Genomic DNA, 21879 nt, shown 5'->3' with positions numbered 1-21879 from the left:
GTTCGAATGCGCCTACGCTGTACTCGACGGCTCAAGCCCTCGCCGCCGCGTGCCTGCACGCGACGACGATGAGGCAGTTGCCCCGCAGCGCAGTGATTTCATAGAGATTGGCGTCTTCCGGCTCGCCGGGCGCGAGCTCGACTGCCCATGACGCGCCGCGATAACTCGTGCGCGCATGTCCGTCGTGCCACGCGGGCACGGTCAGCGTCGAGCCGATATCGAGGTTCACGTCGGGGTTGCGCGCCGCTTCGGCGCGCGTTTTCGTTTTACGTCCGAAACGCGATTTGCGCAGCAAGAGCATCGCCGCAAGCGCGACGGTCGCCGCGATGCCGAGTTGCAGCGTGAGATCAGCCCCTGCGAGCCGCGCCAGCGCCGCCGCAACGAAGCCGAGCGCCACCATCAGCAGATAGAACGTGCCGTGCATCAGTTCGAGCACGATCAGCACGCCCGCGCCGATCCACCAGAACAGTCCACTTTGGAACACTTGCGCCTCCACAAAGCAAAACACCCCGGATCTACCGGGGTGTTTATAGCATGAAGCGTCAGCGATTTATCGTTCGTAGCAGCACGTTTTACGTACCGCCACAAATCGATGCGCAATGCTTACTTCGTCACTTTCGCCAGCGCCTGCCAGGTCTCGATGATCGTGTCCGGGTTCAGCGAGATCGACGCGATGCCTTCCTTCGTCAGCCACTCGGCAAAGTCCGGATGATCCGACGGGCCCTGGCCGCAAATACCGACGTATTTGTCCAGACGCAGGCAGGTTTCGATCGCGCGCTTGAGCAGGAACTTGATGGCGGGATCGCGCTCGTCGAAGTCCGCAGCCAGCAGTTCCATACCCGAGTCGCGGTCGAGGCCGAGCGTCAGCTGCGTCAGATCGTTCGAACCGATCGAGAAGCCGTCGAAGTACTGCAGGAATTCTTCGGCGAGAATCGCGTTCGACGGTACTTCGCACATCATGATCAGGCGCAGGCCGTTTTCGCCACGCTTCAGGCCGTACTTCGCCAGCAGCCCGACCACGCGCTCCGCCTGCTTCAGCGTACGCACGAACGGCACCATGATCTCGACGTTGTCGAGGCCCATCTCTTCACGCACGCGCTTGAGCGCGATGCACTCCATTTCGAACGCCTGCGCGAAGTCTTCAGCGATATAGCGCGATGCGCCGCGGAAGCCCAGCATCGGGTTTTCCTCGTCCGGCTCGTAGCGCGAACCGCCGATCAGCTTCTTGTACTCGTTCGACTTGAAGTCCGACAGACGCACGATCACGGGCTTCGGATAGAACGCCGCGCCGATCGTCGCGATGCCTTCCGTCAGCTTGTCGACATAGAACGCACGCGGCGATGCATGACCGCGCGCGACGCTTTCGACAGCCTTCTTCAGGTCCTGATCGATGTTCGGGTACTCGAGAATCGCCTTCGGGTGAACGCCGATGTTGTTGTTGATGATGAACTCGAGGCGAGCCAGACCAACGCCCTTGTTCGGCAGTTGCGCGAAGTCGAACGCGAGCTGCGGATTGCCGACGTTCATCATGATCTTGACGGGGATCTCAGGCAGCTCGCCGCGCTGGATTTCCGTCACTTCCGTTTCGAGCAGACCGTCGTAAATCTTGCCTTCGTCGCCTTCCGCGCACGATACCGTCACCAGCGCGCCGTCCTTCAGCACGTCCGATGCGTCGCCGCAACCCACCACGGCCGGCACACCCAGTTCACGCGCGATGATCGCCGCGTGGCAGGTACGGCCGCCGCGGTTCGTGACGATCGCCGCTGCGCGCTTCATCACCGGTTCCCAGTTCGGATCGGTCATGTCCGCGACCAGCACGTCGCCCGGCTGCACGCGCTCCATTTCCGACGGATCGTGAATGACGCGCACGGGGCCCGCACCGATCTTCTGGCCGATCGCGCGGCCAGTCGCCAGCACCTGCGACTGGCCCTTCAGCTTGAAGCGCTGCTCGGCCTTGTTGCCGCCCTGGCTCTTCACCGTTTCGGGACGCGCCTGCAGGATGAAAATCTTGCCGTCGCGGCCGTCCTTGCCCCACTCGATGTCCATCGGACGCTGGTAGTGCTTTTCGATGATGACCGCGTACTTCGCCAGTTCGATCACGTCTTCGTCGGTGATCGAGAAGCGGTTGCGCTGCTCGTGCGGCACGTCGACGGTCTTCACGCGGCCTTCTTCTCCGGCCTTCGTGAATTCCATCTTGATGAGCTTCGAGCCGATCGAGCGGCGGATGATCGGGTATTTGTTCTGCGCGAGCGTGGTCTTGAAGACGTAGAACTCGTCCGGATTCACCGCGCCTTGCACGACGGTTTCACCGAGGCCATAGCTCGACGTGATGAAGACGGCGTCCTTGAAGCCCGATTCGGTGTCGAGCGTGAACATCACGCCTGCTGCGCCGACGTCCGAGCGCACCATGCGCTGCACGCCCGCCGACAACGCGACTTCAGCATGCGTGAAGCCCTTGTGGACGCGATAGGAGATGGCGCGGTCGTTGTACAGCGACGCGAACACGTGCTTCATGCGATCGAGCACGTCTTCGATGCCGACGACATTCAGGTAGCTTTCCTGCTGACCGGCGAACGATGCGTCCGGCAGGTCTTCCGCCGTTGCCGACGAGCGGACCGCGAACGACAGTTCTTCAGGCGAGCTTTTCGACAGCGTTTCGAATGCTGCGCGGATTTCCTGTTCGAGACGCGACTGCATCGGCGCGTCGACGATCCATTGACGGATTTCCTTGCCTGCAGCGGCGAGCGCCTTCACGTCGTCGACGTCGAGCGTCTCAAGACGTTGGGCGATGCGTTCGGTCAGGTTGTTGTGATGCAGAAAGTCGCGGAATGCGAGCGCCGTCGTGGCGAAACCCGTGGGCACGCGCACGCCAGCTTCGGCGAGCTGACTGATCATCTCGCCGAGCGAAGCATTCTTGCCGCCGACGATTTCTACGTCGGTCATTCGCAACTGCTCGAATGGAACTACATACGCCTGATCCTTAGCAACGTTAACTGCGTTAGTCATACAAGCCCCTAAGTGGAAAAAAATGCTCGATTGCGCAAGTGGGCTCGAACACGAGGCGCTCATTGGGAGCGGGACACGTGCCTTACGCAACCTGTTGGAGAAACAATCGCGGGGCGCTTCATGCCAGGCACGAAGCCCGACGAAGCTGGAGATTGAACGAATTTGCGGCTTTGGCGCGCAAGATACGAACAGATCACGACGCAATCAAAGAGCGATAACAGATAGTTACACGCGATTTGGCTGCAATTGCTTATCCAACAGGTTGCCGCTATTCTACCGTGCCGACTCTCAAAATGTGACAGTCGGACGAGAAATGCGCCCCGAACGGCGCGTGCGGCTTGCCGCCGGGGTTTGCGTGACCTTCCCGCGGCTTTGTCCCGGCCGCGCGCGGGTCTTTTTGCCCGTTCAGGCGCACGCTGCGCCGCGTGTCGTATCGTGTTGCGCCGCTGCTGTTTTCCGGCCAGCCACCGGAGCAGCGCGCGCCACGCGGCAATGTCTGATTCGAGCGGATTTTGACGCTCATGTTCCCTGCCCACTGATGCCGCCCACCGTATTCATCGTCTCCGACGGTACCGGGATTACTGCCGAAACCTTCGCGCATTCGATCCTCTCCCAGTTCGACCAGAAGTTCCGTCTGGTCCGCGTGCCCTTCGTCGATTCGACGGAAAAGGCCTACGCCACGCTCGAAAAGATCAACGAAGCCGCCCATCACGAAGGCCGCCGCCCGATCGTCTTCACGACGCTCGTGAACAGCGCGTCGAACCAGATCGTGAAGGATTCGAACGCGCTCGTGCTGGACATGTTCCAGACCTTCGTCGAGCCGCTCGAACAGGAACTGGAGCTGAAGTCGAGCCACGCGATGGGCCGTGGCCACCAGAACGCCGACACCGAGGAATACAAGAACCGGATCGAGGCGATCAACTTCTCGCTCGCGCACGACGACGGCCAGTCCAATCGCAATCTGGAAGAAGCGGACGTGATCCTCGTCGGCGTGTCGCGCAGCGGCAAGACGCCGACCAGCCTGTACCTGGCGATGCAGTACGGCGTGAAGGCCGCAAACTATCCGCTGATTCCCGAAGACTTCGAGCGCGGCAAGCTGCCGACACCGCTGCTCGCGCATCGCACGAAGATGTTCGGTCTGTCTATCGATCCGCAGCGGCTTTCGGAAATCCGCAACGAGCGGCGCCCCGGCAGTAAATACGCGGCGCTCGAGAACTGCCGCTACGAGATCAACGAAGCCGAGACGATGATGCGGCGGGAAGGGGTCAAGTGGCTCTCGTCGACGCACAAGTCGATCGAGGAAATCGCGACGACGATCCTGCAGGAAATCAAGCTGGATCGGTCGTCGTATTGATGGCGATGCTGTGAACTCAGCCGGCAGCGCGTTGCTGCCGGCACTGCTCGAAAAGACACACGGCGGCAGCCGCCGCCACGTTGAGCGACTCCATCCCGCCCGGCTGCGGAATCGTCACACGGTACGTCACCGCGTCGCGCCACGCCTGCGACACGCCTGCCCCTTCATTACCGAACACCCACGCGACAGGCCCCGACAGATTGGTGTCGTAGATCGCCTGCGCGCCATGCGAATCCGTGATCGCGACGGGCGCATCGAGCCGTTCGATCAGCGTCTGCGGCTCGACATCCTCGTGAATCTGCAGCAGAAAATGCGCGCCCATCGCCGAGCGCAGCACCTTCGACGACCACGCGTACGCAGTGCCCGGCGCGCAGAACACATGCCCGATGCCCGCTGCCGCCGCGCTGCGCAGAATCGAACCGACATTACCCGCATCCTGCACGCCGTCGAGCACGATGCAGCCCTGCGTCACGCGCCCGGGCAACGGCAGGTCGAGCTTCTCGACGAGCAGCAACATGCCGACGCCATTGACGACATTCGACAGTTGCCCGAACAGCGCATCGGGCAGCGTGACGATGCGCCGTTCCTCGATGCGCGCAACGATTGCCTGCGCTTCGTCGTGGCGCAGCGCGCCTTCCGTGACGATGCAGGTTTCCGGCTGGCCCGCGACGTCGAGATACGCGCTCGCAAGGTGAAACCCTTCGAGCAACGCATGGCCGCTCTTGCGCTGTTGATGCGTCGAACCGGCCAATGCCTTCAGACGCTTGTAGAGCGGATTGTCCCGCGAGGTGATGGCTTTCACAGGCAGCACGAAAAGAATAGCGGTGAAAAGAAAAGCGCCCGCAGGCGCTTGATCGTATTTTGCGTGGCGTCAGAACGGCGCGCTGTCGTCGGCGAGGAAGGCATCGTCGGCGGCTGCGGGCGGCACGACGATCACGCCTTCCGGCAGACGGGTACCCGTGCCGAGCCGTAGATGCGCCTCACGCACGGGCGCGAACGAGCGTCGGTGATGCTCGCACGGACCATGCTCGCGCAGCGCCGTCAGATGCTGTGGCGTGCCGTAGCCGGCGTGCGCGTCGAAACCATATACGGGGAACATCTGATGCAGTTCGAGCAGCATCCGGTCGCGCGTGACTTTTGCGAGAATCGACGCGGCCGAAATGCACGGCACGAGCGCGTCGCCGCTGATGATCGCCTCGCTGCGAATGCTCAGCGTCGGACAACGATTACCGTCGATTTTCGCCAGCGTCGGCGAGACCTTCAGCCCTTCGACTGCGCGCTTCATGGCGAGCATCGTCGCGTGCAGGATATTCAGCGCGTCGATTTCCTCGACGGAAGCCGACGCGACGCAATATGCGAGCGAACGGTCGATGATCTTCTCGTAGAGTTCGTCGCGCTTTTTGGCCGTCAGGGCTTTCGAATCGTCGAGGCCGCGAATGCGCGGCTTCGACGGATCGAGAATCACGGCGGCGGCCACTACGGGCCCGGCCAGCGGACCGCGCCCCGCTTCGTCGACGCCACAGACGATATCTTCCGGCGACGAGAAATCGAGGCCGCCCTGCTCCGCTTTCTTCGCGGACGCCTTGCGGCGCGACGCAGCCGAAGTCATGGACGCCCCCGGCGCGCTTCGATGACGGCGACGACCGCTTCCGCAGCCCGCTGCGCAGTGTTCTGCTTGAGCACGTGATGCATCTCGGTGAAGATTTCCGTCAGCGTGCGCCGGTTTGCTTCGTCGCGCAACTGGGTCAGCGTGGCATCCGCCAGTGCTTCAGGTGTCGCGAAGTGCTGCAGGATTTCCGGCACGACGAAACGCCCCGCCAGAATATTCGGCAAGCCGACGTACGGCAGATAGCCCTGGCGGCGCATGATCTGCCCCGTCAGCCAGGGCACCTTGTACGAGATCACCATCGGCTTTTTCAGCAGCGCCGCTTCCAGCGTGACCGTGCCGCTTTTCACGAGAATCGCGTCGGCGGCCGTCATCGCGACCTGCGCGTTGCCGTCCGTCAGCGTCAGCGGTAGCTTCGGATGCGCTTCGACGAGCGGCTTGAGCAGTTCGCGCAGCGCCGGCGTCGCAGCGGGCATCACGAAACGCACGCCCGGCTCGCGCTGCAGCATCAGTTCCATCGCGTCGAAGAACGTCGGGCCGATCAGCGAAATTTCCGAGCGACGGCTGCCCGGCAGCACGGCGATCACCGGTCCGCTTTCGGGCAGGCCGAGCGCGCGGCGTGCGCCTGCCGTGTCGGGTTCGAGCGGAATCTCGTCAGCGAGCGGATGGCCGACATAGGTCGACGCCACGCCCGATTTCTCCAGCAGCGCCTTTTCGAACGGGAACACGCACAGCATGTGGTCGACGGCTTTGACGATCTTCTTGATGCGGCCGCCGCGCCACGCCCAGATGGACGGGCAGACGAAGTGAATGGTCGGAATGCCCGCGTCTCGCAGCGGATGCTCGAGGCCGAAGTTGAAGTCGGGCGCATCGACGCCGATAAAGGCCGACGGCGGCTCGGCCAGCAGTTGCCGCTTCAGTTCGTTGCGGATGCCGAGAATCTCGGGAATATGTTTCAGCGCTTCGACGTAACCGCGCACCGACAGCTTTTCCATCGGAAAATGCGCGTCGAAGCCCTTCGCGATCATGCGCGGGCCGCCAATGCCGAAGTACTGCGTCGTGTCAGGCAGACGGGCAGCGAGCCCGTCCAGCAACGAAGCCGCCAGCAGATCGCCCGACGGCTCGCCGGCCACCATTGCGAGCCGCAGCGGACTGGTAGGCAACGGCATCGGTTAGCGGATGATGCCGCGCTGCGACTGCTCGACGAATTCGACGAGCGCGCGTACCGGCTCGTCGCCGTCGCCGCCCGCCGAGGCGAGCTCGCGCAACTGCACCTTCGCCTCTTCGAGCGACAGGCCGTTCTTGTACAGCAGACGGTAGGCCGAGCGCAGCGCCGAGATCGCATCCGGCGAGAAGCCACGGCGGCGCAGCCCTTCGACGTTGATACCGTGCGGCTCCGCCTTGTTGCCCGCCGCAATCACGAACGGAGGTATGTCCTGCACCAGCGCCGACGCGCCGCCCAGCATCGAATGCGCGCCGATCCGCACGAACTGATGCACGCCCGACATGCCGCCGACGATCGCGTAATCGCCGATGATCACATGGCCCGCCATCTGCGCGTTGCTCGACAGGATCACATTGCTGCCGATCTGGCAGTCGTGGCCGATATGCACATAGGCCATGATCCAGTTGTCGTCGCCGAGCGTCGTGACACCCTTGTCCTGCACGGTGCCCGTGTGGATCGTCGTGAACTCGCGGATCGTGTTGCGGTTGCCGATCACGAGCTGCGTCGGCTCGTCCTTGTACTTCATGTCCTGCGGACGTCCGCCGACCGACGCGTAATGGCCGATCCGGTTGTCTTCGCCGATCGTCGTGTGCCCTTCGATCACGCTGTGCGAACCGACGGTCGTGCGCGCCCCGATCGTGACGTGTGCGCCGACAACGGCGTACGGTCCGATTTCGACCGATTCGTCGAGCTGCGCGCCCGACTCGATGATCGCAGTAGGATGAATCCTGCTCATGCGCCCTCGCTAGTATTTCCGCGTATCAGTTACATGGCGCCGATGACGCTGCGGCGTCATCCGACGCGTTGAAGCGGCCACGATGCAACCCGTTTGTGACCGCTCAAGGTTTCGATGGTTCTGCCTCGCGCCTTACCGGACACACCGTTCCCGGCTGCCCGGCCGCGAGCATTACTCGCTGTCCGTCTGGCGCACCGCGCACATCAGGTCGGCTTCGGCCGCGACCTGGCCGTCCACTTCCGCGCGCGCCTTGAACTTCCAGATGCCGCGCATATGGCGCTCGAATGTGACGTTCAGGATCAGCTGGTCGCCCGGCTCGACGACCCGCTTGAAGCGCGCGTTGTCGATGCCGACGAACAGGTACAGCGTGTTGTCGGGATCGTGCGGCTCTTCCGCGAAGGTCAAGAGCGCTGCCGTCTGCGCGAGCGCTTCCAGAATCAGCACGCCAGGCATGACCGGGCGCTTCGGGAAGTGACCCATGAAGTACGGTTCGTTGATCGACACATTCTTCAGCGCTTTGATGCTCTTGTGCGGCTCGAGTTCGAGCACCCGATCGACCAGCAGGATCGGATAGCGGTGCGGCAGCAGCGTGAGAATCTTGTGAATGTCGAGATTGATTTTTTCGGTGCTCATGGTGTTTCTGCTCACGCAGGGGTTGCGCGATGATGACTTCGAATGCTGGGTGCAAGGGCCTGACTGATGACGACGCGCCCTGCCGCCCGTTCCTGTTCCGGCTGCGCGCGATCCGGGGGCCGCGCGCGCCGGCGTTTCCTGCCGGTCGTGCCTATGGTGCCCGAGGTGTTACGCCTTGTCTCCGGAGGCGCTGGCGACTGCGGCTTCGAGCGCCTTGATGCGGTCGCGCAACTTGTCGAGGTTGCGCACCAACGCGGCACTCTTGTTCCAGTCGGCATGGTCGACGGCCGGGAACGCGCTCGTGTACATGCCGGGCTTCAGAAGCGACTTCGATACGCCCGACTGTGCGGTGACGATCACGTAGTCGGCCAGCGTGACGTGGCCGGCAATGCCGACCGCGCCGCCAATCATGCAGTGACGGCCGATCGTCGTGCTGCCCGCGATGCCCGCACAGCCAGCGATCACCGTGTAGGCGCCGATCTTGCAGTTGTGGGCGATCTGCACGAGGTTGTCGATCTTCACGCATTCTTCGATGACAGTATCGGCCATCGCGCCGCGATCGATCGTGGTATTTGCACCGATTTCGACGTCCGGTCCGATCGACACGCCGCCAACCTGCGGAATCTTGACCCAGCTGCCCGTGCGCGCATCGCCTTCGCCGACGAAGTCCGGCGCGAAGCCGAAGCCGTCCGAGCCGATTACGGCGCCCGAGTGAATGATTGCGCGCTCGCCGATCTTGCAGCCGTGATACACGGCGACGTTCGGATACAGATGCGAGCCCGCAGCGATCTGCGTGCCGCGCCCGACGAACACGTTCGCGTCGAGCCGCACGTTTTCGCCGATCGAAACGCCCGCTTCGACCGTCACGTTCGGGCCGATCACGGCGCTCGCCGCGATCTGCGCAGACGGATCGATGGTTGCAGACGAATGCACGCCGGGCTTCGCCTTCGGCGAGGCCATGTCGATGTAGGCCTGCGCGAGGCGCGCGAAGTAAGCGTAGGGATTCGGCGTGACGATGAAGTTACGGCCGTCGCGCGACGTGACCTTCTCCAGATCCGCCGCGTTGATCAGCACCGCGCCCGCGCGCGTCGTTTCGACTTGCGCCAGATACTTCGGGTTGGCGAGAAACGCCAGTTGATCGGGGCCAGCCTGATCGAGCGGCGCCAGATTGCCGACGCGGTGCGCGCGATCGCCGACGATCTCTCCGCCGAACTGCTGGACGATCTCCTCGAGCGTGAATGCCATGCGTGTACTGCTCCTGCTGTTCAGTTGCCTAACTGGCGCGCCTTGTCACATCGCGCGCGCCGGGGGTGTGCGCCGGACGGCTGGCGTGGACGCCGTCCAGCCCGGCGTCAATTGCCCGACGCGGCCAGCGCCTTCAGCACCTGGTCGGTGATGTCGATACGCGGGCTGACGTAGACGGCTTCCTGCACGATCAGATCGTAGTGTTGCTGCTCGGCGATCTGCTTGATGACCTTGTTCGCGCGGTCGAGCACGGCCGCCAGCTCTTCATTGCGGCGCTGGTTCAGATCTTCGCGGAATTCGCGCTGCTTGCGCTGGAAATCCGTGTCGAGCTGCGACAGGTCGCGCTGTTTCTGCGCGCGATCGGCCGGCGCCAGCGACGCGCCGTTCTTGTCGAGCGAGTCGGACAGCGACTTCAGACGCTGCGCCATGTCCTGCAGGTCTTTGTCGCGCTTCGCGAACTCCGCTTCGAGCTTGGTCTGCGCCGCTTTCGCCGCCGCCGACTCACGCAGGATGCGATCCGAATTCACCGCGGCGATACGCGCTTCCTGCGCCAGCGCGGCGTTCGCCGCGCCCACGCCGAGCGTCATGGCAAGCGCCATTGCACACGCGACACGTTTCGAAAACATACCAGTTAGCAAAGTCATCCTCTCGATGCTGTAAGGGGTTCCAGTTCCGGCGCGCGCGATCAGAACGCCGTACCGATCTGGAACTGGAACTTCTGATACTGGTCGCCCGTATGTTTCTGGACCGGGAAGCCCAGCGACAGCTTGAGCGGCCCGATCGGCGAAATCCACGCGAGACCGACACCGTAACCGTAGCGCAGGCCGTTCGAACCGACCGTCGTGTCGCCGCCCTGACGCGAATCGCCCCAGACGTTACCGGCGTCGAGGAAGGTGAACACACGCAGCGTGCGGTCATAGCCCGTACCCGGCAACGGGAACGTGAGTTCGACGTTGGTGACGAACATCTTGTTACCGCCGATCGGGTCGTTCGTGACCTTGTCGCGCGGACCCAGCGAGCTCGGTTCATAGCCACGCACCGAACCGATACCGCCCGCGTAGTAGTTCTTGAAGATCGGGTACGCGTTGCCGATGCCGTTACCGTAGCCGCCCTGCACGTTGAAGCCGAGCACGAAGCCGCGCGAGAACGAGTAATAGTACTGCGCCTGCAAGTCGGCCTTGTAATACTCGGTGCCGCCGATCGGCGTGCCGTATTCGGCATTGGCCTGCGTGAAGTAGCCGCGGCTCGGCACCAGCGCGCTGTCACGCGCATCGCGCGACCAGCCCACTGTGAGCGGCACGTTGTTCGACACGCGGCCGAAGTCCTGCACGTAGTTCTTGTAGGCCTGCGGCGTGTTCGCGTCGACGTCGAGCGTGTTCTGCTCGAAGCCCGCGCCGAAGTACACCGTGTCCACTTCCGAGAACGGGATGCCGAACTTCAGGTCGCCACCCATCGTGACGATACGGAAGCTCGAATCCGTCGAGTAGTACAGCGGCTCATACGTGCGGTAGTAGACGTCCGTAATGCGCTTGATGCCGTCGACCGTGAAATACGGGTCGACCTGCGTGACCGTCAACGTGCGGTATGTCTTCGCGGTGTTCACGTTCACCGAGAGGCTCGTGCCCGAACCGAACACGTTGTCCTGCGACACACCCGCCGACAGCACCACCTTGTCCGTCGACGAGAAGCCCGCGCCCAGCGTGATCGCGCCCGTCGGCTTTTCGGCGACCTTGACGTCGACATCGACCTGGTCGGGCGTGCCTTCGACGGGAATCGTCGTCACGTCCACGTCCGTGAAGTAGCCGAGACGGTTGATACGGTCCTTCGACAGCGCAAGGCGGTTCGAATCGAACCACGAGCTTTCGAGCTGGCGCATTTCACGGCGTACGACTTCGTCGCGCGTACGCGTGTTGCCGACCACGTTGATGCGGCGCACGTACACGCGGCGGCTCGGATCGACTTGCAGCGTCAGGTCGACCTTGTGATGTTCCTGATCGATCTGCGGCAGCGCGTTCACAGTCGCAAATGCGTAGCCGTATTCGCCGAGCTTGTCGACGATCGCCTTCGTCGTGGCCTGCAGTTTTTCAGCCGAGAACTTGTCGCCCGGTTTGATCTTGATCAGCTTGTTCAGCTCGGCTTCGCGGTCGAGCAGATTGCCCGCGAGCTTGATGCTGTTGATCGTGTACGGCTCGCCTTCATGCAGCGTCACCGTCAGATACATGTCCTTCTTGTCGGGCGTGATCGACACCTGGGTCGACTCGATGTTGAACTCGAGATAGCCGCGATTCAGGTAGTACGAGCGGACGTTCTCGAGGTCGCCCGTGAGCTTCTCTTTCGAATACAGGTCGTTCTTCGTGTACCACGAGAACCAGTTCGGCGTGGACAGCTGCATTTCGTCGCGCAGTGTGCCCGTACTGAACGCCTTGTTGCCGATGAAGTTGATCTGGCGGATCTTCGCGCTCGGACCTTCGATCACGGCGAACAGGACCGCAACACGGTTGCGATCGATCGGCGTGATCGTAGTCGTGACTTCAGCTGCGTAGAAACCGCGCGTCAGATACTGGCGCTTGAGTTCCTGTTCGGCCTTGTCGACGAGCGCCTTGTCGTAGTAGCGGCCTTGCGACAGCCCAACGGCGCGCAGTGCCTTGATCAGGTTATCCTTCTCGAACTCGTGCAGGCCGGAGAAGTCGATCGTGCCGATGGCGGGACGCTCGAGCACCTGAACCACGACGACGTCGCCTTCCGAGGCGATCTTCACGTCGTTGAAGAAGCCCGTTGCGTACAGTGCGCGAATCGCTTCGGAAGCCTTTTCGTCGGTAAACGTATCGCCTTGCTTGATGGGAAGATAGGAGAACACGGTGCCGGGTTCTACCCGTTGCAGCCCTTCGATCCGAATGTCCTTCACCACAAAAGGTGTCGTCGCGTGAGCTGCCAGCCCATGCGCGGCGATTGCCGCGGCTACAACTGTCTTTGGAACAAAGCGATGAGGTTTAAACAACGTGCTTCCCCAGTGTGTATAGCTGCATCAGGTCAGGCGGGCGCCATCGTACGCCGCCAGACACTTTAAAAATGGATTAAACGAGCAAGATCGTTGAACAGCGCGATCGCCGACAAGGCGACGATACAAGCCAGTCCCGCTCTTTGAAGAACGAGCTGCCAGCGATCCGATACGGCTTTGCCGGTAACAGCTTCAACCGCATAATATAACAGATGCCCCCCGTCCAATACGGGTATTGGCAAAAGGTTGAGCACGCCGAGGCTTATGCTGACAAGCGCGAGGAACGAAAGGAATGCTGACGGACCGAGTCTCGCGCTCTTGCCCGCATAGTCCGCGATAGTCACGGGACCAGACAGATTCTTCAGCGAAGCTTCGCCGACGATCATCCGGCCGAACATCCGCACCGAGTACACAGCAAGGTCCCACGTACGATGCGCGCCGAGGCGCACGCTGTCGACAGGACCATAACGGACGTCGATGGACGGCACCTGCGTCGCGAGTTCAGCGCCGATCCGGCCGATGGGTTGCCCCGTCGTCTCATCGCGCTGCGAGCCGGGCACGATGGTTAGATTCTGTAATGCACCCGCCTGCTGATTCTTCGCGCCACGCTCGATCTGCAGCACGATCGGCTTGCCCGCGTGCGACTTGATGTAGTTGATGAAGGTGGTCGCGTTATCGGCGGGATGGCCGTCGACGGCGCGAATCCGGTCGCCCGCCAGCAGTCCTGCCTGCAAGGCAGCGCTGCCCGGCTGCACGCCCGCCACCGACAACGTCCCGCCGCCCGGCTCGAAACCGAGGCGTGACATGAAGTCGTCATCGACTTCCTTGTCGGTAAGATTTTGCAAGTCGAGCGGGAAGTCGAACGTGCCGTGCGTGTCCTTCGCGGTCAGCACGACGCGCTTGTGATCGAACGCCGCTCCGAGCAGCTTCCAGCGCAGATCGGACCACGAGCGCACGGGCTCCGTTTCGCCCGCATTTGCCTCGCGCACGGCGACCACCTTCTCGCCGCCGTCGAAGCCCGCGCGCGCCGCGGCTGTGTCGGCAGCGGGCGCTGCGACGATTGCCGCGGGCTCGGTGACGCCCGTCGCGAACACGGCTGCGAACAGCACGATGGCAAGAATGAAGTTGGCAATCGGACCCGCCGCCACGATCGCGATGCGCTTGCCGACCGATTGACGGTTGAACGCGCGGGGCAAGTCGGCGGGATCGATGGGCGCGCCCTCTTCGCGCTCGTCGAGCATCTTGACGTAGCCGCCGAGCGGCAGCGCCGCGATGGTCCACTCGGTGCCCGTCTTCTTGCTGACCCAGCGCGCGAGCGGCTTGCCGAAGCCAATCGAAAAACGCAACACCTTGACGCCGCACAGGCGCGCGATGCTGTAGTGGCCATACTCATGGACGACCACCAGTACGCCAATCGCAACTGCGAAGGCGACCAGCTCGATCAGCAGGTTCATAAACGCCTCACTGGACGGCGCGTTCCGTAAGGCGAGCGCCCGCCGGCAGACCGTCGATGAAAGCGTGGGCGGCACGGCGCGCAGCGGCGTCGGCGTCGACCACGTCGGCGAGGCTGGACGCCTCGCGGTTGGGCAATGCATTCAGCACGGCATCGACGACCTGGGCGATCGTCATGAAGCCGATGCGGCGCGTCAGGAATGCTTCGACCGCAATCTCGTTCGCCGCGTTCAGTGCGGCGCTCGCGACGCCGCCTTCCGCCAGCGCTTTCATCGCGAGTGCGAGGCACGGGAAGCGCGTGTAATCCGGCTTCTCAAACGACAACTGCGCGATCTGCGCGAGATCGAGTTGCGCGACACCGGAATCGACGCGGTCGGGGAACGCCAGCGCGTGAGCGATGGGCGTGCGCATGTCCGGGTTGCCCAGTTGCGCGAGCACCGAACCGTCCGCGTACGACACGAGCGAGTGAATCACGCTCTGCGGATGAATCAGCACGTCGATGCGATCGCCCGGCAGATTGAAGAGCCAATGCGCCTCGATGACTTCGAGGCCCTTGTTCATCATCGTGGCGGAATCGACGGAAATCTTGCGGCCCATCACCCAGTTCGGATGCTTGCACGCTTCTTCCGGCGTGACGCCGACGAGGCTGGACGGCTCGCGCGTGCGGAACGGACCGCCCGACGCCGTCAGGATGATTTTCGACACGCCACCATGCAGCGCCGATTCGCGCGGCAGGCACTGGAAGATCGCGTTGTGCTCGCTGTCGACGGGCAGCAGGATCGCACCGTTGTCGCGCACCGCGTCCATGAAGATCGAGCCCGACATCACGAGCGCTTCCTTGTTGGCGAGCAGGATGCGCTTGCCGGCGCGCGCCGCCGCGAGGCTCGGCTCGAGGCCCGCCGCGCCGACGATCGCCGCGACGACGGTGTCGCAGCCGTCGCTCTTCGACACGTCGACCAATGCCTGCGGACCGTACGTCACTTCGGTCTTGCAGCCCGCTGCGCGCAGCTTCGCGGCCACGCTCGCGGCCGTATCGGCATCGCCGACCACCGCTACTTCGGGCTTGAAGCGCAGGCATTGCTCGACGAGCTTGTCGCCGTTGCGGTGTGCCGTCAGTGCGTACACCGAGAAGCGCTCCGGATGACGCGCGACGACGTCGAGCGTGCTGTCTCCGATCGAGCCCGTAGAACCGAGCAAACTAATTCGTTTTTGCATATCTCTTTCTCTAGCCGATGGCTACGACAACACGAGCATCGCAAGCGGCAGCACCGGCAACAAAGCGTCGATGCGGTCGAGCACGCCGCCGTGACCCGGCAGCAGATTGCTCGAATCCTTCACGCCGGCCTGGCGCTTGAGCATCGATTCGAACAGATCGCCCACCACGCTGAACACGACCAGCAACGTCAGCGTAGCAAACGCACGAGCGGTGCCCAGATGGTCGAGCAGCGCGGAAAACAGGGTCGGGGCAAAGGCATGGGTGATGACGGCCAAAGCCGCGACGATCATCACGGCCAGCCACCCGCCGATCGCGCCTTCCCAGGTCTTGCCGGGGCTGATCGACGGCGCGAGTTTGTGCTTTCCAAACGCCTTACCCGCGAAGTATGCGCCGATATCGGCCAACCAGACCACCAGCAGCAGGGAAAGCACGAACGGCACGCCCGCCATCCGAGCCGCGACGAGCGCATGCCAGCAGGCAGCGAACACGACCACGCCCGCCAGCAGCAGGAACGGACGCCATGCGCCTTGCGAAAGCGTCGGCTTGCGCAGCAGCACGAACGGGCCGGCGAATATCCAGAAGATTGATGACGCTTCGAAGAGCGGACGCGGCGCCGTGACGCCCGTGCCGAGCTTGGTGCTGGCGACCAGCGCCAATGCGGCGACGATTGCATAGATCACAGGACCGGCGCCCGGCAGCTTCAGAAGCCGCGCCCACTCCCACGCGGCGAATACGACGACGAACGCGATCAGCGCGCCAAAGCCGCCGATCGGCGCCCAGAGCGTGACGGGCAGAAGAATAGCCAGCAGGACGATCGCCGTGATGACACGGGTTTTTAGCATGGAAGCGAATCGACGTTTTGCGATTGCGGCTCGAGCTGCGCGCTCGTGCGTCCGAAGCGCCGCTCGCGCCCCGTGTACGACCCGATGGCACGGCCGAGCGCGTCGGCGTCGAAATCCGGCCAGTAGGTGTCGGTGAAATAGAACTCGGTGTAGGCGAGCTGCCACAGCAGGAAGTTGCTGATGCGCTGCTCGCCGCCCGTGCGGATGAACAGATCCGGCTCGGGCGCGTAGGCCATCGCGAGGTGCTCGGCGAAGGCATCTTCGTTGACTTCGACGGGACGCCCCGCCGCCACCGACTGCTCGACCAGCTTGCGCGTCGCCTGCATGATGTCCCAGCGGCCGCCGTAGTTCGCGGCGATGGTGAGTGTGAGACGCGTGTTGCGGGCCGTCTTGGTTTCGGCGCGCGTGATCAGATCCTGGATCTTCTTGTCGAACATCGACAGATCGCCGACCACGCGCAGGCGGATGCCGTTCGCGTGCAACTTGCCGATCTCGCGCTCGAGCGCGGTCACGAACAGGCGCATCAGGAACGACACTTCGTCGGTCGGACGGCGCCAGTTTTCAGAGCTGAATGCGAACAGCGTCAGATATTCGACGCCCTGGCGCGCGCACGCCTCGACGGCTGCGCGCACGGCGTCGACGCCGCGCGTATGGCCCGCCACGCGCGGCAGGCGGCGTTGCGTCGCCCAACGGCCATTGCCGTCCATGATGATCGCGATATGACGCGGTACGGCTGACACGTCAGGTACGCGAACGGTTGAGCTTGTATAGGTCATGGCCGTCGGGTAAAGCTGCAAAGAAAGAAACGATGATCAGTGAAAGTCTTGAGGTCGGGTGTGCGCCAGACCGTCAAACCGTCATGATCTCGCCTTCCTTGGTTTGCACGAGCTTATCGATTTCGGCCACGAACTTGTCCGTCAGCTTCTGGATGTCGTCGCTGCCGCGACGCTCGTCGTCTTCCGAAATTTCCTTGTCCTTCACGAGCTTCTTCAGCGCCTCGTTCGCGTCGCGGCGCAGGTTGCGCACCGCCACCTTGGCCGTTTCGCCTTCGCTCTTGACGACCTTCGTCAGTTCGCGGCGACGCTCTTCCGTCAGCGCAGGCATCGGTACGCGGATCACGTCGCCTTGCGACGCCGGGTTGAGACCCAGATCCGATTCGCGGATCGCCTTTTCGACGACCGTGATCATCTTCTTTTCCCACGGTTGCACGCCGATCGTGCGTGCATCGATCAGGGTCAGGTTCGCGACCTGCGAGATCGGCACGGGCGAACCGTAGTAGTCGACCTGGATGTGATCGAGCAGGCCCGTGTGCGCACGGCCCGTGCGAATCTTCGACAGATCGTTCTTGAACGCGTCGATCGAGCGCTGCATCTTTTGCTCAGCGCTTTTCTTGGTGTCAGCCACAGACATGATTAAACCTCCGAACCTTCAAAACGATGCGGGCCCATAAGCGCGCGAGGCGCAGCCTGAGCCCGCGTTCAAGCCCACAGACGTGAAAGAGAGTTTACACGTGGACGAGGGTGCCTTCGTCTTCGCCCTGCACGATGCGCTTGAGCGCGCCCGGCTTGACGATCGAAAACACGCGGATCGGCAGCTTCTGGTCGCGGCACAGCGCGAACGCCGTCGCGTCCATGACCTGCAGATTGCGGCCGATCGCTTCGTCGAAACTGATCGTCGTGTAGCGCGTCGCCGACGGGTCCTTCTTCGGGTCGGCCGAGTACACGCCGTCCACCTTGGTCGCCTTCAGCACCACTTCGGCGCCCACTTCCGAACCGCGCAGCGCAGCTGCCGTATCGGTCGTGAAGAACGGGTTGCCCGTGCCGGCCGCGAAAATCACGACCTTGCCCTCTTCCAGCTGGCGGATCGCGCGGGGACGGATGTACGGCTCGACCACCTGGTCCATGCGCAGCGCCGACTGCACGCGCGCCTCGATACCGGCGTGACGCATGGCGTCCTGCAGCGCCAGCGCGTTCATCATCGTGGCCAGCATGCCCATGTAGTCCGCCGTTGCACGGTCCATGCCCGCTGCGCCGCCTGCCACGCCACGAAAGATATTGCCGCCGCCGATCACCACCGCCAGTTGCGTGCCGAGCCGCACCACCTCGGCCATGTCCGCCACCATTCTTTCGATCGTCGCGCGATTGATGCCGAATGCATCATCGCCCATCAGGGCTTCGCCAGAGAGTTTGAGGAGGACGCGTTTATAGGCAGTGGGCATAGAGATATCCGGATCGCGCTGAGCAGGGCAAAAAGCCGCCAAACAACAAGAAACTAACTGTAGGGGTGAAATAGGGGTTCGGGCAAGCGCCGCCAAATTGACGCGCCTCAACGATCGATCGAGGCCTGCCAACGAACGGGTGCGCCGCGCTGTCGCGCGCGCAGCCCCAGCGGCGCTGCCGGCCGCGGCGAAGTCCAGCTCCGCCGCGGGTCAAACGGTACTGCGTGAAACTTAAATAACGCTTATTGCTGCTTTGCAGCAGCGACTTGCGCAGCGACTTCAGCCGCGAAGTCGTCCTGACGCTTCTCGATGCCTTCGCCGACCACGAACAGCGCGAACTTCTGCACGCTCGAGCCAGCCGCCTTCAGCATCTGCTCGATCGTCTGCTTGTCGTTCTTCACGAACGGCTGGTTCAGCAGCGACACTTCCTTCAGGTACTTCTGCACCGAGCCGTCGACCATCTTCGCGACGATCTCAGCCGGCTTGCCCGATTCAGCGGCCTTCTGCTCGGCGATGCTGCGCTCCTTGGCGATCAGATCCGCCGGAACGTCGTCCGACGACAGCGAGACCGGCTTCATGGCCGCGATGTGCATGGCGACGTCCTTGCCGACCTGCTCGTCCGCGCCCGTGTACTCGACCAGCACGCCGATACGCGTGCCGTGCAGGTACGCAGCCAGCTTGTTCGGCGTTTCGAAACGCGCGAAACGGCGGATCGACAGGTTTTCGCCGATCTTGCCGACCAGCGCCGAGCGCACTGCGTCGACCGTCGAGCCGTCCAGCGGCAGCGCCGACAGAGCAGCGACGTCAGCCGGGTTCTGCTTGACGATGAGTTCGGCGACCTGCTTCGTGAAGCCGATGAAGTCGTCGTTCTTCGAGACGAAGTCGGTTTCGCAGTTCAGTTCGACGATTGCACCAACGCCGCCTTCGATGAACGATGCGATCACGCCTTCAGCCGTGACGCGCGACGCTGCCTTGCTGGCCTTATTGCCGAGCTTCACGCGCAGCAGTTCTTCCGCACGCGCCATGTCGCCGTCGGCTTCCGTCAGCGCCTTCTTGCATTCCATCATCGGCGCATCGGTCTTCGCGCGCAGTTCTGCCACCATGCTTGCGGTAATTGCCGCCATCATTCGCTCCTTGAGTCTGTCTGTCACACGCCGCCCGCATTCGATGCCGGCGACAGGATTTCGTTTCCGCGCAGCGCACATTTATTTCGGGCGCTGCCGCGTGCCCGTTGCGGCACGCTCATTCAGATCGTCGCGACTTAAAAAAAGGGGGCCTATAGAGAGCCCCCTTTTTTGCCGGACACAGGGTGCTTTACGCTTCCCCGTTGACCTCGACGAACTCGTCGCCGTCACCGCTGCGGGCAGCTTGCACGACTTCGTTGACCGCATTCGCACGGCCTTCGATGATCGCGTCAGCCACGCCTTGCGTGTACAGAGCGACAGCCTTGCTGGCGTCGTCGTTACCCGGGATCACGTAATCCACGCCTTCCGGCGAGTGGTTCGTATCGACCACGGCGATGACGGGCACGCCCAGCTTGTTCGCTTCCGTCACGGCGATCTTGTGATAGCCGACGTCGACGACGAAGATTGCGTCAGGAATGCCGCCCATATCCTTCACGCCGCCGATCGACTTTTGCAGCTTGGCGATTTCGCGTTCGAACAGCAGCGCTTCCTTCTTGCTCATCTTCTCGAGCTCGCCTGCCTCGACCGCTGCTTCCATGTCCTTCAGGCGCTTGATCGAAACCTTCAGCGTCTTGAAGTTGGTCAGCATGCCGCCGAGCCAGCGTGCGTTGACGAACGGCATACCTGCGCGTTGCGCTGCTTCAGCGATCGTGTCGCGCGATTGACGCTTCGTGCCCACGAACAGGATCGTGCCGCGGTTCGCTGCCAGTTGACGCACGTACTTCAGCGCGTCGTTGTACATCGGCAGCGTCTTTTCGAGGTTGATGATGTGAATCTTGTTGCGATGGCCGAAAATGAAGGGGGCCATCTTGGGGTTCCAGAAGCGAGTCTGGTGACCGAAGTGGACACCGGCTTCCAGCATTTGACGCATGGTAACTGCCATGAAAATCTCCGCTAGGGTTGGGTCTTAAGCCGGCTGCCGTATCCGCCGCGCCGCCTTCGCCGTTTCGGGAAGACCTGACGCCGCGAACACCCTGGGTGCGCCGGCTTGCGAATTTCGTGAACCACGCCTGAGTCTGGCTTGAAACCTGATTGACGCCGCTCACGAAGAAGCCCGCCGCCGAGTTGAACATTGAATATTCAAACTGGCGATTGACTTAGCCAAAGAGTATAGCACGCGAGCATTGCAGGACTCAACCTGCCCGGTAGCTCCCGCGTGGGCCGGCCGGTTGCACCTCCGCGCCGGCAGTACCCTGCTCGCGCACCATTCGGCCCGCCCGGCAGAACCACGCGGAACGCCCGCCGCAGGCGCCCCCGCCAGCCCTCGCGCCCTGCAATTTCCAGCGATCGCCTGAATAAGGTGCGATAATTACACGATAAACCGCATTTCAGGCCCGACTCATGGCTATTACGCTCAAAAACGAAGACGATATCGCGCAGATGCGCATCGCCGGACGGCTCGCGAGCGAGGTGCTCGACTACATCACGCCGTTCGTCAAACCCGGTGTGACGACGGGTGAACTCGACCGCCTTTGTCATGAATACATGACGAACGTGCAGGGCACGATTCCGGCGCCGCTGAATTACCAGCCGCCGGGCTATCCGCCGTTCCCGAAAGCCGTCTGCACGTCGGTGAACGACGTGATCTGTCACGGCATCCCCGGCGACAAGGCGCTGAAGAACGGCGACGCGCTCAATATCGACGTCACGGTCATCAAGAATGGCTATTACGGCGACACGAGCCGCATGTTCATCGTCGGCGAAGGGTCGATCATGGCGAAGCGCCTCGTCCAGGCCACGTACGAATGCATGTGGCTCGGCATCGAACAAGTGCGCCCGGGCGCGCATCTCGGCGACATCGGCTACGCGATCCAGAAACACGCCGAAGGCCTCGGCTACAGCGTCGTGCGCGAATATTGCGGCCACGGCATCGGCCAGGTTTTTCACGACGAGCCGCAGGTGCTGCACTACGGTCGCCCCGGCACGGGCATCGAACTGCAGGCGGGCATGATCTTCACGATCGAGCCGATGATCAACGCCGGCCGCCGCGATATCCGCACGATGCCCGACCAGTGGACGGTCAAGACCAAGGACCGCAGCCTGTCCGCGCAATGGGAGCACACCATTCTCGTCACGCCGACGGGCTATGAAGTGCTGACCGTTTCCGCCGGCACGCCCGCTCGCCCGCAAATCGCGGCCGCCGCCACCACGGCCTGATCACCTT

20 protein-coding genes are annotated in these 21879 nt (G+C 62.9%); 2 read left to right on the top strand and 18 right to left on the bottom strand.

Translation table 11 applies throughout. From position 1 onward, the window contains the following. Window positions 1-31 precede the first annotated feature (31 nt). Window positions 32-484, bottom strand: a complete 453-nt coding sequence (locus PPGU16_RS06610) for an NfeD family protein (RefSeq protein ID WP_180722204.1) — start codon at window positions 482-484, stop codon at window positions 32-34. Window positions 485-603: 119 nt separating this feature from the next. Beyond that, entirely contained in the window at window positions 604-3006 is a 2403-nt protein-coding gene (gene ppsA, locus PPGU16_RS06605) for a phosphoenolpyruvate synthase (RefSeq protein WP_180722203.1), read from the bottom strand. A gap of 538 nt (window positions 3007-3544) precedes the next feature. Between ppsA and ppsR the strand changes: the two genes are divergently transcribed. Continuing rightward, window positions 3545-4360 carry a posphoenolpyruvate synthetase regulatory kinase/phosphorylase PpsR gene (gene ppsR, locus PPGU16_RS06600; protein WP_007585382.1) on the top strand — a complete coding sequence of 272 codons (816 nt, stop codon included), beginning with the start codon at window positions 3545-3547 and terminating at the stop codon, window positions 4358-4360. A 16-nt stretch (window positions 4361-4376) separates the two neighbouring features. On the opposite strand, the gene PPGU16_RS06595 is transcribed toward ppsR, so the two are convergent. From PPGU16_RS06595 to rpsB, 16 genes are all read right to left on the bottom strand, one after another. After that, window positions 4377-5162 carry a TrmH family RNA methyltransferase gene (locus PPGU16_RS06595; protein WP_180722202.1) on the bottom strand — a complete coding sequence of 262 codons (786 nt, stop codon included), beginning with the start codon at window positions 5160-5162 and terminating at the stop codon, window positions 4377-4379. A gap of 69 nt (window positions 5163-5231) precedes the next feature. Continuing rightward, on the bottom strand, window positions 5232-5969 hold the full coding sequence (gene rnhB, locus PPGU16_RS06590; RefSeq protein ID WP_180722201.1) for a ribonuclease HII: 738 nt from the start codon (window positions 5967-5969) through the stop codon (window positions 5232-5234). Beyond that, window positions 5966-7135 (bottom strand): lipid-A-disaccharide synthase, encoded by a 1170-nt coding sequence (lpxB, locus tag PPGU16_RS06585; RefSeq protein ID WP_180722200.1) that lies wholly within the window; start codon window positions 7133-7135, stop codon window positions 5966-5968. Before lpxB ends, rnhB begins: the two co-directional genes overlap by 4 nt. Before the next feature lie 3 nt (window positions 7136-7138). After that, entirely contained in the window at window positions 7139-7927 is a 789-nt protein-coding gene (gene lpxA / locus PPGU16_RS06580; protein ID WP_180722199.1) for an acyl-ACP--UDP-N-acetylglucosamine O-acyltransferase, read from the bottom strand. A gap of 171 nt (window positions 7928-8098) precedes the next feature. Then, a complete protein-coding gene (gene fabZ / locus PPGU16_RS06575) occupies window positions 8099-8560 on the bottom strand; it encodes a 3-hydroxyacyl-ACP dehydratase FabZ (protein WP_035990836.1) in 462 nt (153 codons plus the stop codon). Window positions 8561-8728: 168 nt separating this feature from the next. Further along, entirely contained in the window at window positions 8729-9805 is a 1077-nt protein-coding gene (lpxD, locus tag PPGU16_RS06570; protein WP_180722198.1) for a UDP-3-O-(3-hydroxymyristoyl)glucosamine N-acyltransferase, read from the bottom strand. A 107-nt stretch (window positions 9806-9912) separates the two neighbouring features. Beyond that, on the bottom strand, window positions 9913-10404 hold the full coding sequence (locus tag PPGU16_RS06565) for an OmpH/Skp family outer membrane protein (protein WP_007585396.1): 492 nt from the start codon (window positions 10402-10404) through the stop codon (window positions 9913-9915). Between the two features lie 86 nt (window positions 10405-10490). Then, complete coding sequence (gene bamA / locus PPGU16_RS06560) at window positions 10491-12803, bottom strand: outer membrane protein assembly factor BamA (RefSeq protein ID WP_180722197.1); 2313 nt, start codon at window positions 12801-12803, stop codon at window positions 10491-10493. Window positions 12804-12868: 65 nt separating this feature from the next. Next, the gene (gene rseP, locus PPGU16_RS06555; protein ID WP_180722196.1) at window positions 12869-14257 is read right to left on the bottom strand and encodes an RIP metalloprotease RseP; all 1389 of its coding nucleotides are present in this window, start codon (window positions 14255-14257) and stop codon (window positions 12869-12871) included. Window positions 14258-14264: 7 nt separating this feature from the next. After that, window positions 14265-15470 carry a 1-deoxy-D-xylulose-5-phosphate reductoisomerase gene (locus tag PPGU16_RS06550; protein WP_180722195.1) on the bottom strand — a complete coding sequence of 402 codons (1206 nt, stop codon included), beginning with the start codon at window positions 15468-15470 and terminating at the stop codon, window positions 14265-14267. 21 nt (window positions 15471-15491) lie between these two features. Then, a complete protein-coding gene (locus tag PPGU16_RS06545) occupies window positions 15492-16313 on the bottom strand; it encodes a phosphatidate cytidylyltransferase (protein ID WP_060601276.1) in 822 nt (273 codons plus the stop codon). Beyond that, window positions 16307-17089 (bottom strand): polyprenyl diphosphate synthase, encoded by a 783-nt coding sequence (gene uppS, locus PPGU16_RS06540; protein WP_180722194.1) that lies wholly within the window; start codon window positions 17087-17089, stop codon window positions 16307-16309. Before uppS ends, PPGU16_RS06545 begins: the two co-directional genes overlap by 7 nt. A 73-nt stretch (window positions 17090-17162) precedes the next feature. Then, the gene (gene frr / locus PPGU16_RS06535; RefSeq protein WP_180722193.1) at window positions 17163-17723 is read right to left on the bottom strand and encodes a ribosome recycling factor; all 561 of its coding nucleotides are present in this window, start codon (window positions 17721-17723) and stop codon (window positions 17163-17165) included. A gap of 94 nt (window positions 17724-17817) precedes the next feature. Next, entirely contained in the window at window positions 17818-18531 is a 714-nt protein-coding gene (pyrH, locus tag PPGU16_RS06530) for a UMP kinase (RefSeq protein WP_007585409.1), read from the bottom strand. Between the two features lie 242 nt (window positions 18532-18773). After that, window positions 18774-19655 (bottom strand): translation elongation factor Ts, encoded by an 882-nt coding sequence (tsf, locus tag PPGU16_RS06525; RefSeq protein ID WP_180722192.1) that lies wholly within the window; start codon window positions 19653-19655, stop codon window positions 18774-18776. Between the two features lie 190 nt (window positions 19656-19845). Then, on the bottom strand, window positions 19846-20598 hold the full coding sequence (rpsB, locus tag PPGU16_RS06520) for a 30S ribosomal protein S2 (RefSeq protein WP_180722191.1): 753 nt from the start codon (window positions 20596-20598) through the stop codon (window positions 19846-19848). Between the two features lie 458 nt (window positions 20599-21056). Here rpsB and map point away from each other — a divergent pair, with 458 nt between their 5' ends. After that, window positions 21057-21872 carry a type I methionyl aminopeptidase gene (gene map, locus PPGU16_RS06515; RefSeq protein WP_180722190.1) on the top strand — a complete coding sequence of 272 codons (816 nt, stop codon included), beginning with the start codon at window positions 21057-21059 and terminating at the stop codon, window positions 21870-21872. The last annotated feature ends 7 nt before the right edge of the window (window positions 21873-21879 follow it).

Source organism: Paraburkholderia largidicola, assembly GCF_013426895.1.
In the GTDB taxonomy this organism is placed as follows: Bacteria; Pseudomonadota; Gammaproteobacteria; order Burkholderiales; family Burkholderiaceae; genus Paraburkholderia; species Paraburkholderia largidicola.
The sequence above is the reverse complement of the archived record's forward strand: the minus strand, read 5'-3'. Positions and strand labels throughout refer to the sequence as shown.